Source organism: Acidobacteriota bacterium (genome assembly GCA_016716905.1).
Classification (GTDB): domain Bacteria; phylum Acidobacteriota; class Vicinamibacteria; order Vicinamibacterales; family SCN-69-37; genus SYFT01.
In genome coordinates this window covers 1,020,413-1,033,059 of record JADJUS010000004.1, presented here as the reverse complement: position 1 = coordinate 1,033,059, position 12,647 = coordinate 1,020,413, and the positions used below count along the sequence as shown (strand labels likewise).

General features: G+C 64.3%; 13 protein-coding genes and 1 tRNA gene. 12 read left to right on the top strand and 2 right to left on the bottom strand.

What is annotated here, in order from left to right; translation table 11 throughout:
* Positions 1-8 precede the first annotated feature (8 nt).
* Positions 9-1,040, bottom strand: a complete 1,032-nt coding sequence (gene mltG / locus IPL75_08580; GenBank protein ID MBK9240313.1) for an endolytic transglycosylase MltG — start codon at positions 1,038-1,040, stop codon at positions 9-11.
* On the bottom strand, positions 1,037-1,498 hold the full coding sequence (gene ruvX / locus IPL75_08575) for a Holliday junction resolvase RuvX (protein ID MBK9240312.1): 462 nt from the start codon (positions 1,496-1,498) through the stop codon (positions 1,037-1,039). The genes mltG and ruvX overlap by 4 nt, the downstream gene beginning before the upstream one ends.
* A gap of 79 nt (positions 1,499-1,577) precedes the next feature.
* On the opposite strand from ruvX, the gene IPL75_08570 reads away from it, so the two are divergent.
* The 12 genes from IPL75_08570 to IPL75_08515 all read left to right on the top strand — a co-directional run bounded on the left by IPL75_08570 (position 1,578) and on the right by IPL75_08515 (position 12,646).
* Positions 1,578-3,668 carry an alkaline phosphatase family protein gene (locus IPL75_08570; GenBank protein ID MBK9240311.1) on the top strand — a complete coding sequence of 697 codons (2,091 nt, stop codon included), beginning with the start codon at positions 1,578-1,580 and terminating at the stop codon, positions 3,666-3,668.
* A gap of 52 nt (positions 3,669-3,720) precedes the next feature.
* Positions 3,721-4,923 carry a PDZ domain-containing protein gene (locus IPL75_08565; protein ID MBK9240310.1) on the top strand — a complete coding sequence of 401 codons (1,203 nt, stop codon included), beginning with the start codon at positions 3,721-3,723 and terminating at the stop codon, positions 4,921-4,923.
* A 64-nt stretch (positions 4,924-4,987) separates the two neighbouring features.
* Positions 4,988-5,260 carry an HU family DNA-binding protein gene (locus tag IPL75_08560; protein ID MBK9240309.1) on the top strand — a complete coding sequence of 91 codons (273 nt, stop codon included), beginning with the start codon at positions 4,988-4,990 and terminating at the stop codon, positions 5,258-5,260.
* A gap of 22 nt (positions 5,261-5,282) precedes the next feature.
* A tRNA-Val gene (locus IPL75_08555) sits at positions 5,283-5,359 on the top strand.
* Between the two features lie 64 nt (positions 5,360-5,423).
* The gene (gene thrS / locus IPL75_08550; protein MBK9240308.1) at positions 5,424-7,424 is read left to right on the top strand and encodes a threonine--tRNA ligase; all 2,001 of its coding nucleotides are present in this window, start codon (positions 5,424-5,426) and stop codon (positions 7,422-7,424) included.
* Between the two features lie 35 nt (positions 7,425-7,459).
* Complete coding sequence (locus IPL75_08545) at positions 7,460-8,101, top strand: translation initiation factor IF-3 (protein MBK9240307.1); 642 nt, start codon at positions 7,460-7,462, stop codon at positions 8,099-8,101.
* Positions 8,102-8,113: 12 nt separating this feature from the next.
* Positions 8,114-8,311, top strand: a complete 198-nt coding sequence (gene rpmI / locus IPL75_08540; GenBank protein ID MBK9240306.1) for a 50S ribosomal protein L35 — start codon at positions 8,114-8,116, stop codon at positions 8,309-8,311.
* A 16-nt stretch (positions 8,312-8,327) separates the two neighbouring features.
* Positions 8,328-8,741, top strand: coding sequence for a 50S ribosomal protein L20 (gene rplT, locus IPL75_08535; GenBank protein ID MBK9240305.1), 414 nt, complete (start codon positions 8,328-8,330; stop codon positions 8,739-8,741).
* Positions 8,742-8,909: 168 nt separating this feature from the next.
* Positions 8,910-9,959: a phenylalanine--tRNA ligase subunit alpha gene (gene pheS, locus IPL75_08530; protein ID MBK9240304.1), complete on the top strand. Its 1,050-nt coding sequence runs from the start codon at positions 8,910-8,912 to the stop codon at positions 9,957-9,959.
* Entirely contained in the window at positions 9,956-12,049 is a 2,094-nt protein-coding gene (gene pheT / locus IPL75_08525) for a phenylalanine--tRNA ligase subunit beta (protein MBK9240303.1), read from the top strand. The genes pheS and pheT overlap by 4 nt, the downstream gene beginning before the upstream one ends.
* A 14-nt stretch (positions 12,050-12,063) precedes the next feature.
* A complete protein-coding gene (locus IPL75_08520) occupies positions 12,064-12,330 on the top strand; it encodes a hypothetical protein (GenBank protein ID MBK9240302.1) in 267 nt (88 codons plus the stop codon).
* Positions 12,331-12,340: 10 nt separating this feature from the next.
* Complete coding sequence (locus IPL75_08515; GenBank protein ID MBK9240301.1) at positions 12,341-12,646, top strand: cell division protein ZapA; 306 nt, start codon at positions 12,341-12,343, stop codon at positions 12,644-12,646.
* Position 12,647: the final 1 nt, after the last annotated feature.

Here is a 12,647-nt window from a genome sequence, read left to right as displayed (position 1 = left end):
ACTACCGACTACCGCTGGGTTGATGGCCGATTCCTGAAATACCGTATCTGCCACTGCTGAACGTTGCGATTGTGTTCGGCCAACGTGGCGGCGAAGGCGTGGGTGCCGTCGTTGCGGCTCACGAAATATAGGTACGGCGCATCGGCGGGCCGCACTGCGGCTTCAAGCGACGCGCGACCAGGCGAGGCAATGGGGCCAGGCGGCAATCCCGCGTAGCGGTAAGTGTTGTAAGGCGAATCCACGCGCAGGTTTTCTCGCGTGAGGTTGCCGTTCCACCTGCCGGCGAGCTGCAATGCGTAAATGACAGTGGGGTCACACTGCAGACCCATACCGATACGCAACCGATTCTGATACACCGCCGAAACGACCGGCCGCTCCGGCGCGGCTGCGGTTTCTTTCTCCACGAGTGACGCGATCGTCACTACCTCGCGCGCACTGAGGCCTCGAGCGGTCGCGGCTGCGCGCAGGTCCGCATCAAACGCGCGCAGGAAGCCGGCCACCATCGCATCGACAATGCCCTTGGCGCCGGCAGACCGAGGCAGTTGATACGTGTCAGGAAACAGGTAGCCTTCCAGGGACGAGGCCTCGGGATCAATCGTGGCGATGCGCGACACGTCGCGCGCCTCGCGAAGGAATTCCTCCTTCGTGCCAAGGCCGCCCTCGACGAAGACGTCAGCCATCTCCCAGATCGTCAACCCTTCGCGAAAGGTCACAGCTCTGGTATAGACGTCGCCCCTGGCGAGGCGATCCGCGACTTCGCCTGGCGTAGCGGCATCGGCAAAGCGGTACTCACCCGCCTGCAGGCGCTTGTCCACGCCGGCGAGGCGCACGGCCGCGCGGAAGATCAGCGGATGCGGCACCACGCCGGCATCGGAGAGGCGCGAGGCAATCGCGGCAACGCCGGTGCCACCCGGAATTTCCACAAAGATTTCTGGTTCGGCAAACGACTTGTACGGCGTGCGCAACAGCTGTTGCCCCCACCACGCTGCACCGGCAGCAATGATGACGAGGAGAAACACGGCCGAGAGGAACTTCTTCATGCGTGCTCTTTCTCCGATAGGGCGACCCGCGCGCGAGCATCCAGGAAATCCTGCAACACGATCGACGCCGACTCGGCGTCGATCAGCGCCTTCCGCTTGCGCCAGTCGCGCTCGCGAGTGGCCAACCGCGCCTCGGCCTCCACGCTGGTCAGCCGTTCGTCCTGAGTGTCCACGGGAATGCCGGTGAGTTCGGCCAGTGCCGTCACGAACTGCCTCACCACCGGCGTCTGATCGGTGTCCTCGCCGTTGAGCCGCCGGGGCAAACCGACGACAATGCCGTCAAGATCCGGGTCGGCGGACCCACGCAATCGTGACACGACGTCCGCGATCACCGACGCCGCCCGTCGCGGCCCAGCAGCCGACGTGACCATCTGCCACGGTCGCGCCATCGTCGCCGTGTGGTCAGACAGCGCAAGCCCAATTCGCTTCGCCCCGTAATCCACGCCAAGGAACCGCACGAGAGAAAGCTTACACTCCCAGTTCCGCCAGTTCCGCCAGTTCCGTCAGTTCCGTCAGTTCCGTCAGTTACAATCCGGTGTGGTCAAGCGCGTTTGTCTTGTTGGTGTGGTCGCGGTCGTCGGCGCCGCATGGGCCTGTGGCGGCCCGCCTCCTGCGCCCGATGCTGGTCGGCAAAAACTGGTGATCATCGGCTTCGACGGTATGGACCCAGACCTCGTGCGTGAGTTCATGGCGGCGGGACAGTTGCCGAACTTCGCCAAGGTCATGAAGACCGGCGGTCTGTACGACCTGGAAACGACGGTGTCGCCGGAGTCGCCGACGGCGTGGGCGTCGTTTGCGACGGGTGTGAATCCGGGCAAACACAACATCTACGACTTCCTCGTGCGCGATGCGGCGATCTACAGACCGGACCTGGGCATGGTGACGCGCACGCCGCCCACCTTCCTGTGGAACTGGATTCCCAGGTCCCGGCCGCAGATTCACACGATGCGCGGCGGCACGTCGTTCTGGGTTACCGCCGGGCAGGCGGGCGTGCGCAGCAGCATCCTCACAGTGCCGGTGACGTTTCCACCTGAGGACGTGCCGAATGGCGAATTGCTGGCCGGGTTGCCGCTGCCCGACATCCGCGGCACGATGGGCACGTACCACTATTACGGCACCGACGTGAGCCGCTTCGAGGAAGACCCCACCGAAATGGGTGGTATCGTGCGGCGCCTGCCCTTTGAGGGCGATACGGCGCGTGCCACCTTCTACGGCCCCCCGAATCCCATCGTGCGTGCGCAACTTGCGGAGCTGGCAGAAAAAGCCCCGCTCACCGATGCCGACCGCACGGCGCAGGCAGAGCTTGAGGCGAAACAGGATGTCACGCTCCCGCTGACCGTCACGTGGACGAAGGGACGTGCCGCCGCAGACATCGATCTGGGTGGCCAGAAGATGACGCTGAAGGCCGGTGAGTGGAGCAAGTGGATCAACCTGAAGTTCAGGGTCAATCTGTTTGTGTCGATCGAAGGGATGACGCAGGTACACGTCCGGAAGGCTGATGACGACCTGCAGATCTACATCGCGCCGGTGAACTGGAAGCCGGATGCGCCGCCGTTGCCCATCTCATCACCTGCGAGGCTGGCGCGTGACCTCTACAAGAGCGTCGGTCCCTTCCGCACGCTCGGATGGGCTGAAGCCACCTGGCCGCTCGACGAAAACCGGATGACCGAAACCACATTCATGGACGACCTGTATCGCGCATTCGACGACCGCGCCCAGGTCATCCTCAACCGGCTCACGTCCGGATCGTGGGACTTGCTGGTTGGTGTGATTGAGGCCACCGACCGCGTGCAGCACATGATGTGGCGGCACCGCGACACCACGCATCCCTCCTACACCGCGGAGGGCGCTGCGCAGTTTGGTGACGAGATCCTGCGCGTCTACCGGCGCGCGGATCAATTCATCGGCGAGGTCCTTGACCAGACGGGCGCCGACACCACACTCATGATCGTGTCCGACCACGGCTTCCACTCGTGGCGCAAAGCCGTCAACCTGAACACCTGGCTCGTCGAACAGGGCTTCATGGTGCTCAAGGGACAGACCACATCCGCCGACAAGACGCTGGCCGATTTGTTTGGCGGTGGCGGCGAGTACTTCGAAGACGTGGACTGGTCGCGCACGCGCGCCTACGCGATGGGCCTGGGCCAGATCTACTTCAACCTCCGCGGCCGAGAGGGTCAGGGTATCGTCTCGACGGGTGAGGAGTACCGGACCCTGGCCGACGATCTCAGTAAGCGCCTGATCGCCTCGCTTGTGGACCCCGACACGGGCGCACCGATCGTCACCAACGTCTACAAACGAGACGACGTGTATACGGGCGAATACCTGCACAACGCATCGGACCTGCAGGTGGGGTTGGCCGATGGCTATCGCGTGTCCTGGCAGACGACGTTGGGCGGATCGCCGAAAGGGATCGTCTACCCCAATATGAGGAAGTGGTCGGGCGACCACGGCGGATACGACTTCGCGACCACGGCCGGCATGCTGATCTCCAGCCGTCCGATCACGGTCAACAGCCAGGGGCGCGCCAACATTATCGACATCGCGCCCACCGTGCTGCAGCATTTCGGGGTAACGATTCCAGCCGGCATGGACGGAAGACCTCTGGCGCCAGGACCTCTGAGGTAGTTTCCGTCGCAACTCAGGCGGAAACTACCTCAGAGGTCGTATTATTAAACGCATGACATCCAAGTCACGCTGGCTCGTGTTTCTGGTCTCGACGCCTCTGGTCGCGCTGATCGCCATCGGCGGTCTGCTCAGCGCCAAGGCCGCGCCCAGGACCGCGCCGAACGCGAACGCGAACGCGAACGAGCAGGCCTTCCCGCATCTGCGCGTCTTTGAAGACGTGGTGTCGCTCATCATGTCGAGCTACGTGGAAGACGCCAATGCCGACAAGGTGATGGACGGCGCCATGCGCGGCCTGGCTGACAGCCTGGACCCAATGAGCGCGTACCTCACACCTGAAGAAGTTTTGCTCGCGAAGAACCAGGCGACCCTGCCGGCGGGTGACGTCGGGCTGGTCGTCTCGCGCCAATTTTATCTGCGCATCGTTGGCGTGCGCGACGGCTCGCCAGCCGCCCGGGCCGGATTGCGGACGAACGATTACATCCGCGGGATCGACAATAAACCGACGCGCGAAGTGTCGGCGTTCACCGGTGCCCGCCTGTTGCGCGGCGCGCCGGGCTCCAAAGTTGAACTGACGGTGCTGCGCGGCAATGCAGTGGACCCGCATGTGGTGACACTGGTGCGCGAAGTGCCGGCGGGCGCGAACGTCACCACCGTCAAGATGCCCTCGGGCGTGGCCGTCGTCCGCGTAACGAGCTTCAGCGAAGGCACGGCCACGGCACTGGGAACGGCGATTGACGGCCTGCAGAAGTCCGGTGCTTCCGGCATGGTCATCGATCTGCGATCCACGGCGGATGGCCCGATTGAGGAAGGCATCGCCGCAGCGCGGCTCTTTGTCAAGACAGGCACGCTGGCGATTCGGGCTGAGCGAACGCAGCCGCGCGTCACGACCTCCGCCGTCGCGGGTGACGGACGAGTGACGATGCCGGTGGTGCTGCTGGTCTCCAACGGGACGGCCGGGGCGGCCGAAGTATTTGCCGCGGCCCTCAACGGCAACAAGCGCGCGGACCTGGTGGGCGAACCCACCGCAGGCCTTGCGGGCGCGCAGCGGCTGGTGCCGTTGTCTGAAGGCAGCGGCCTGTGGATGACCTATGCGCGGTACCTGGCCATGGACGGCGAGTCTATTCACGAGCGAGGACTCCGGCCGACGGTCGCGGTGGAATCGCCGAGTGTGGCGTTCGACGCCGTGCCCCCCGCCACCGACGACATGCTCGCGAAGGCCATCGAACGCCTGAGTGCGAACAAGACGCCGCGGTAGTCGCGCCCTGCACATCCTTGACAGTGATTGGAAGCGGAGCGTATAACCGCGTGGCGGAGGAAGCATGAACAAGCAGGATCTGATCGCAAAAATCGCGAATGACGCAGGGTTGACCAAGTCGAGTGCAGCGGCAGCCGTGGAATCGTTTCTGGACGGTGTCGCCAAGGCCCTCAAGAAAGGTGGCTCGGTCACCCTCGTTGGATTCGGCACATTCAAGACCTCCGCCCGCAAGGCCCGCATGGGCCGCAACCCCCAGACGGGCGCCGCCGTGAAAATTCCCAAACGGAAAGTCGCGCGCTTCACCGCAGGCAAAGCCCTCAAGGACCTGTTGAATTAAGCGGTATACTATCTGTTCGCCTAGGCGCGTAGCTCAGCTGGTTAGAGCGCCTGCTTGACATGCAGGAGGTCGGCGGTTCGAGTCCGCCCGTGCCTACCAACCTTCGCGGAAGCGCCGCCTTCGCTCACCGCTACGGCTGGCAGGCCGCGAAGGTTGTTACATCATGTCTCACGTCACCATTACCCTGCCCGACGGATCCGAACGTAGTGTGCCAGCCGGCACACCCGTGACCGACTTTGCCAAAGAGGCGCTGCCAGGCGGTGTCGTTCGCCGTGCGTTGGCCGCGTATGTCGATGACACGTTGGTGGACCTGAGCTTCCCGCTCACGGCCAATGCCCGGCTGCGCATCGTGACGCCCGACGGGCCTGACGCGCTCGCCTTGTACCGGCATTCCACAGCGCACTTGCTGGCCGCTGCCGTCACGCAGCTCTTTCCGAACGCGCAGTGCGGGATCGGCCCCGCCACCGACGAGGGGTTCTTCTACGACTTCGTCGTGGACCGGCCGTTTGTGCCTGAAGATCTTGAGCGCATCGAAGCACGGATGAAGGAGCTGGCCGCGCAGGACCTGCCCTACGAACGGCAATCGTGGGATCGGAACGAGGCAATCGACTTCTTCACGAAGCGCGGCGAGCCCCTCAAGGTGCAGCTCATCCGGGAAAAGACCGAAGGCCAGAGTCACGTGTCCTGCTACACCATCAAGGACCGCGAGACCTTTGTGGACTTCTGTCTTGGTCCGCACGTGCCCAGCACCAGCAAGCTGAAGGCGTTCAAAGTGCTGAACGCGTCCAACGCGTACTGGAAGGGCGATGCGCAAGGTACGCCGATGCAGCGCATCTACGGCACCGCCTTCTTCAAGGAAGACGACCTCAAGCAGCACCTTCTGCGTTTCGAAGAAGCCAAAAAACGCGACCATCGTCGTCTCGGAAAAGACCTGGGCCTGTTCACGTTCCACACGTGGGCGCCCGGCGCGGCGTTCTGGCTGGGCAAGGGCACCACGCTGTACAACACGCTGGCCAACTACATGCGCGACGTGTTGTTCCCGGCCGGCTACAGCGAAGTGAAGACGCCGCTCATCTTCAACAAGGCGCTCTGGGAAACCTCCGGCCACTGGCAGCACTACCGCGAAAACATGTTCCTGGTTGAGGGCCGGAGCGAGACGAGCGATAAGACCTCTGAGGTCGTTTCCCCTGGAGCCAAAGGAAACGACCTCAGAGGTCCTTCCGATGCAACGGCGATGGGTGTCAAAGCCATGAACTGCCCCGGCCACATGCTGGTGTTCGGCAGCGAGACCCGGTCGTATCGCGATCTGCCGTTGCGCCTGCATGAACAGACGCCGCTTCACCGCAACGAGGCTTCAGGTGTGCTCGCCGGCCTCACGCGCGTGCGCCAGTTCTCGCAGGACGATGCGCATTGTTTTGTGATGGAGTCGCAGATCGGCGAGGAAGTCGAGCGGTTGCTGCGTCTGGTGCAGCGCGTGTACGGCGACTTCGGCCTGTCGTACGAAGTGAAGCTGTCCACACGCCCCGCGGAGTTTCTGGGTGAGAAGGCGACGTGGGACCACGCTGAGGCGGAGTTGACGCGCGCCCTGCAGTCCACCGGCACGGCCTATCGGGTGGACGAAGGCGACGGCGCGTTTTACGGGCCGAAGATCGACTTCGACGTCACCGACGCCATCGGCCGGAAGTGGCAGTGCGCCACCATCCAGCTCGACTACCAGATGCCGCAGCGTTTTGGGCTGAAGTACGTGGGCCCCGACAACCAGGAACACCAGCCGGTGGTGATCCACCGTGCGATTTTTGGCAGCTTCGAGCGGTTCATCGCGATGCTGATCGAGCACTACGCGGGGGCCTTCCCGTTGTGGCTGGCCCCGGTCCAGATGGCCGTGTTGCCGCTGGCCGACCGGCACCTCGAATGGGCGGAAACCGTCCGGACGCGACTGTCCGAGGCGGGTTTCCGGGTGCAGGTGGACGGGCGCGTCGAGAAGATTGGCTATAAGATTCGTGAGGCGCAGCTGCAAAAAGTGCCGTATATGCTGGTCCTGGGCGACCGGGAGGCGGCCGAACAGACGGTTGCGGTGCGGAGCCGGACGGGCGGAGACCAGGGCGCGAGGGCGTTGGAAGATTTCCTGACCGCGGCACGTGACGAAGTGCTCAGTCGGCGGTAAGATAGGGGTTTGCGTTTGGCACAAAGGAGCACGTTATAGCCTACGACCGAGGTCCCCGACGCGACGACCGCGTACGGACCAATGAACGAATCCGGGTTCGTGAAATTCGGGTGATCGACGATAACGGCGAACAGCTGGGGATCATGCCGCCGCCACAGGCCGTCGCAATCGCGCGGGCCAAGGGGCTGGATTTGGTGGAAATTTCACCAACGGCGGTGCCTCCGGTGTGTCGCATCATGGACTTCGGCAAGTACCAGTACGAGCAACAGAAGCGTACGCGGGCGGCCAAGAAGCACCAGAAGGTCATCGAGGTCAAGGAGATCAAGTTCAGGCCGAAGGTGGACGAACACGACTACCAGTTCAAGAAGAAGCACATCGAGCGGTTTCTTGAGGACGGCGACAAGGTCAAGGCGACGGTATTTTTTCGTGGCCGCGAAATGGCCCACCCGGAGATTGGCCGCCGCATCCTGGAACGCCTGACCGGTGAACTGGGCGACATGGTGGTGATTGAGTCGATGCCGTTGAAGGAAGGCAACCAGATGCACACCATTCTGGCGCCCCGGCCCGGCATGAAAAAGGCGAAGCCGGCGACGGATTCGAAAGACTCGAAGGACGTGAAAGAGGCCAGGGAAGCCCGGCCCGTGGAAGGCACATCAGGGGATGTGCGATCGGAGTGAGTAGGAACGACTATGCCGAAGTTGAAGAGTCATCGGGGCGCCGCAAAGCGCTTCAAAAAAACTGCCACCGGTAAGTTCACGAGGTCCAAGGCGTTCAAGCGCCACATCCTCACGAGCAAAACCACCAAGAGCAAGCGCCAGATGCGCGGGTCGCACGTTGTCGACAAGACAGATGCCCCCCGTCTGAAGCGCATGCTGCCGTACGACTGAGACTGAAAGGACTGTCATGCCGCGCGTTAAGAGAGGAACCGTCCGCGTCGCCAAGCGCAAGAAGCTGCTGAAGCGCGCCAAGGGCTACTTCCTCAATAAGAGCAAGTTGTACCGCTCCGCCAAGGAGTCTGTTGATAAGGCCCTCAACTACGCCTTCGTGGGCCGTCGCCGCAAGAAGCGCGACTACCGCCAGCTGTGGGTGGTGCGCATCAACGCCGCCGCTCGCGAAAACGGGCTGACCTACGGACAGCTGATCAACGGCCTGAAGGCCGCCACGATCGCGCTGGATCGCAAGAGCCTGGCCGAACTGGCGGTCAACCACCCGGCGGCCTTCGCCAAGGTGGCGGCACAGGCCAAGGCCAACCAGCCGGCGACCGCGACCAAGTCCAACAAGGGCACACGCGCGCCGCGGTCCGTCGCCGCGTCCTGAGTCCAGAGCCTGCCCGCCGTAGCGCGCAGCGCGAAGGTGGGTCGGGGTCCCGGAGTCCTGGGGTCCCGGGGTCGTGAATTTCGTGAGGGCCGAGGCGTTCCGTCTCGGCCCTTTGATTGTCTGCCCTGCTGCTGACGCGCGTCTGCCGCGTACAATGCCCTGACCACCATGGCTGCCTCGTCCATCGAAGATCTCTCCCGTCAATTTCGCGCCGCGCTCGACGCGGCGTCGTCTCCCGCCGATCTCAAAGCACTGCGCGACGACTTCCTGAGCCGCAAACAGGGGCGCGTCACCGCGCTCGTCAAGTCGATCGCAACCGCGCCGCCCGAAGAGCGGCGATCCCTGGGATCGATGGCCAACGCCCTGAAGCAGGAAATTGAGCAGGCGCTCGACGCGCGCGATGCCGCGGTGCTGGCCACCGCGCGCCCGAAAGATGCCGTGGACGTCTCGCTGCCGGCCAGGCGCCCGTGGGTGGGCCGCCGGCATCCGCTCACGCAGGTGCGCGAGCGGGTGGAAGACATCTTCATGGCCATGGGCTATCAGGTCATTGCGGGCCCGGAGATCGAAGACGACTGGCACAACTTCGAGGCGCTCAACATGCCCGCCGCGCATCCGGCGCGCGACATGCAGGACACGTTGTATCTGTCGTCACCGGTGCCGGTACCAGACAACGGCCGCGCGGCCACGCTGCTGCGCACACACACGTCAGGCATGCAGATTCGATACATGGAATCTCATGACCCGCCGGTGCGGATCATCGCGCCAGGGCGCGTGTACCGGCGCGACAACTTCGACGCCACCCACACCCCGATGTTCACACAGGTCGAAGGCCTCGTGGTGGATACACACATCAGCCTGGGAGACCTCAAGGGCACGCTGAACGCATTCGCAGAAGAATTCTTCGACGCCAGAGTGGCCACACGATTCCGGCCGAGCTTCTTTCCGTACACCGAGCCGTCCGCCGAACTCGACGTCGAGTGCCAGGGCTGCAGCGGGCGCGGCTGCGGGTTGTGCAAACACACCGGGTGGATTGAAATCCTCGGCTGCGGCATGGTGCACCCGGCCGTGTTCGAGGCCGTCGGATACGACGCCAACCGCTACACCGGGTTCGCCTTCGGCATGGGCATCGAGCGTCTCGCGCTGCGCCTGTACGGCGTGGATGACATCCGGATGTTCTACGAAAACGACCTCCGATTCCTTGAGCAGATCGCACTATGAAGGCCCCTGTCAGCTGGATGCGTGAATTCGCCGACCTCCCAGCGTCGGCAAGCGTGAACGACATCGCGGCCGCAGTGGCCGGCGTCGGATTCGAGGTGGCCGGCATCGAAGGCGACGTGATCGACTTCGAGATCACCGCCAACCGCCCGGACTGCCTCAGTGTTCGCGGGCTGGCGCGCGAGGCGGCCACCGCCTTCGCGGTCCAGAGTCCAGGGTCCAAGGTCCAGGGGCCAGACCTCGGAGGTCGGGTCTTTAGACCCGACGGAGCCGCCGGCTCTAAAGAGCCGGCCTCCGAAAACCCATTCGTCCCCGTAAACATAGAATCGGAACTGTGCGGACGGTATGCGCTGGCGATTGCCGACGTCACGGTCGGCCCATCGCCGGCGTGGCTGGCGGATCGGCTGACCGCGTGCGGGATTCGGCCGATCAACAACGTGGTGGACGTCACCAACTACGTGCTGCTTGAGATGGGCCAGCCGATGCACGCGTTCGACGTGGCACGCCTCGCGGGGCCGGAGATTCGCGTGCGAATGGCGCGCGTCGGAGAAACCCTCACCACACTCGATCGGCAGTCCCGCACACTTGATGCGTCAATGCTCGTCATCGCTGACGGCGCGCGCGCGGTAGCCATCGCCGGAGTCATGGGCGGCGCCACGTCGGAAGTCTCCGCGTCCACCACCCGCATCGCGTTGGAAAGCGCGTGGTTCCAGCCGGCATCCGTCCGCACCACCAGCAAGCGGCTGGGGTTGAAGACCGAAGCGTCCGCCAGGTTCGAACGCGGCGCCGACCTTGAGGCGGCCACTGCCGGCCTGGCCTGCGCGTTGGACCTGCTCGAGCGCATCGGCGCGGGGCGTCGCGTCGGCGGGATTACAGACCGTTACCCATCGCCGGCCGCTGATCGCGATCTCGTCCTTCTGCGCTCGCGTCTGGACCGCTTGCTCGGCGACCAGGTCCCGGATGCAGACGTGATGCGCATTCTCACGAGCCTGGGATTTGGCGTCACGCCCGCGAACACCGACTGGCTCGTGCGCGTGCCGAGTTGGCGTGTGGACGTGGCCCGCGAAGCGGACTTGATCGAAGAAGTCGGCCGCCACTGGGGCGTCAATCGCGTGCCTGCGACGTTCCCCGCACTTCGAACACCTCCGCACCGCGCGGACGCCGCGGTACTGCGCGCAAGGCGCATCCGGCGGTTGCTCTGCGGCGCGGGCCTGCAGGAGGCCGTGACCTTCACATTCATCGAGCAGGTTGCCGCCGAACCGTTTGTCGCCGGCCCTGCATCGCTTGTCACCATCGCGAACCCGCTGTCGGAAAAATTCGCGGTGCTTCGACCGTCGATGCTGCCCGGCCTGCTCGACGCGCTCAGCTACAACCGGCGTCGCGATATCGCCGACGTGCGGCTGTTCGAAGCCGGCTCCGTGTTCTCGACGCAGGGCGAACGGCAACGCGTGGGCTGGGTGCTCGCGGGCGCGCGGCAGGTGCATTGGAGCCAGCCGGCGGCGGAGGTCGATCTGTTTGATGCACTCGGCGTTGCCGAGTTGTTGACCGACGCCTTCGGTGTCACCTGTCGATCGGAACCAGCCGCAGACGTGCCGTGGTGTGTACCGGGGCGGGCCGCATCGCTGCTTGTGGATGTTGCGGGCACATCCCGGCGTGTGGGTGTCGTCGGTCAGTTGCTGCAGAGCCTCACCTCTGCGCGCGGTCTGCCGGCCGGAGTCACGGTGGTGGCCGGTGAGTTGGATCTGGACCAACTGGTTGCCCTCCAGGGGGCAGACGCCGCGCCGCGGCGCGTGACTCCCCTGCCGCGCCACCCATCGGTGCAACGCGACTTGTCGATCCTCATCGACGCCGGCTTGCCTGCTGCGGCGGTTCGTGGCACGATTCGAGCCAGCGCACCCGCCACGCTGGTGGATGTGCGCGAGTTCGATCGGTATCACGGCAAGGGTGTGCCCACCGGTCAAGTCAGCCTGTCGCTGCGGCTGACATTTCGCGATCGGGACCGCACGCTGACCGACGCTGAAGTGCAACAGGCGGTTGAGGCCATCATCGAGGCCCTGGCCCGGACACATGGAACGACCCTGCGCGGCAACTGACAAAGGACGACCGGATGGCGACCACGACAGAACTGCAACCGATTGACCGGCTGGAAGAGAAAGTCAAACAGCTGGTCGGCATGATTGAATCACTCCGCACCGATCGCACCAAGGCGCTCGACGCGGCCGCGCGGCTCGAGCGCGACCTTGACGCCGCCACCACACGCATCACGGAACTCGAGGCCCACACGGCCGAGACCGCCGCGCTGCGCGAGGAGCGGGAGAAGATTCGCCATCGTGTCGTGGACATGATCTCGCACATCGACATGCTGAAGCTCTAGCCCCACACTCATGGGCACACGCGTCGTCACCGTCGAGATTCACGGCCAGCGGTACGCTGTGAAGAGCGATCTGGATCAGGCCTACATCGCCGAATTGGCGACGTACCTCGACCGGAAGATGCGTATGGCCGCCGACGAGTTGGCCAGCGCCGACACGTTGCGCGTGGCGATCATCGCGGCGTTGAATCTGGCAGACGAACTGTATCGCGCCCGCGCCGCCAGCGGCGAAGCCGACAGCCGCGTGCTGGAAAAAACTGTTGAGATCGAGCGCCTCGTAGATACGGTTCTGGGTGCGCAACGCCGCATTGCGGTGTAGG

Excerpts from the sequence above, each read along its gene's own strand:
- mltG (MBK9240313.1), bottom strand. The coding sequence starts at position 1,040 with ATGAAGAAGTTCCTCTCGGCCGTGTTTCTCCTCGTCATCATTGCTGCC.
- IPL75_08565 (MBK9240310.1), top strand. The coding sequence starts at position 3,721 with ATGACATCCAAGTCACGCTGGCTCGTGTTTCTGGTCTCGACGCCTCTG.
- IPL75_08560 (MBK9240309.1), top strand. The coding sequence starts at position 4,988 with ATGAACAAGCAGGATCTGATCGCAAAAATCGCGAATGACGCAGGGTTG.
- thrS (MBK9240308.1), top strand. The coding sequence starts at position 5,424 with ATGTCTCACGTCACCATTACCCTGCCCGACGGATCCGAACGTAGTGTG.
- rpmI (MBK9240306.1), top strand. The coding sequence starts at position 8,114 with ATGCCGAAGTTGAAGAGTCATCGGGGCGCCGCAAAGCGCTTCAAAAAA.
- rplT (MBK9240305.1), top strand. The coding sequence starts at position 8,328 with ATGCCGCGCGTTAAGAGAGGAACCGTCCGCGTCGCCAAGCGCAAGAAG.
- pheS (MBK9240304.1), top strand. The coding sequence starts at position 8,910 with ATGGCTGCCTCGTCCATCGAAGATCTCTCCCGTCAATTTCGCGCCGCG.
- pheT (MBK9240303.1), top strand. The coding sequence starts at position 9,956 with ATGAAGGCCCCTGTCAGCTGGATGCGTGAATTCGCCGACCTCCCAGCG.
- IPL75_08520 (MBK9240302.1), top strand. The coding sequence starts at position 12,064 with ATGGCGACCACGACAGAACTGCAACCGATTGACCGGCTGGAAGAGAAA.
- IPL75_08515 (MBK9240301.1), top strand. The coding sequence starts at position 12,341 with ATGGGCACACGCGTCGTCACCGTCGAGATTCACGGCCAGCGGTACGCT.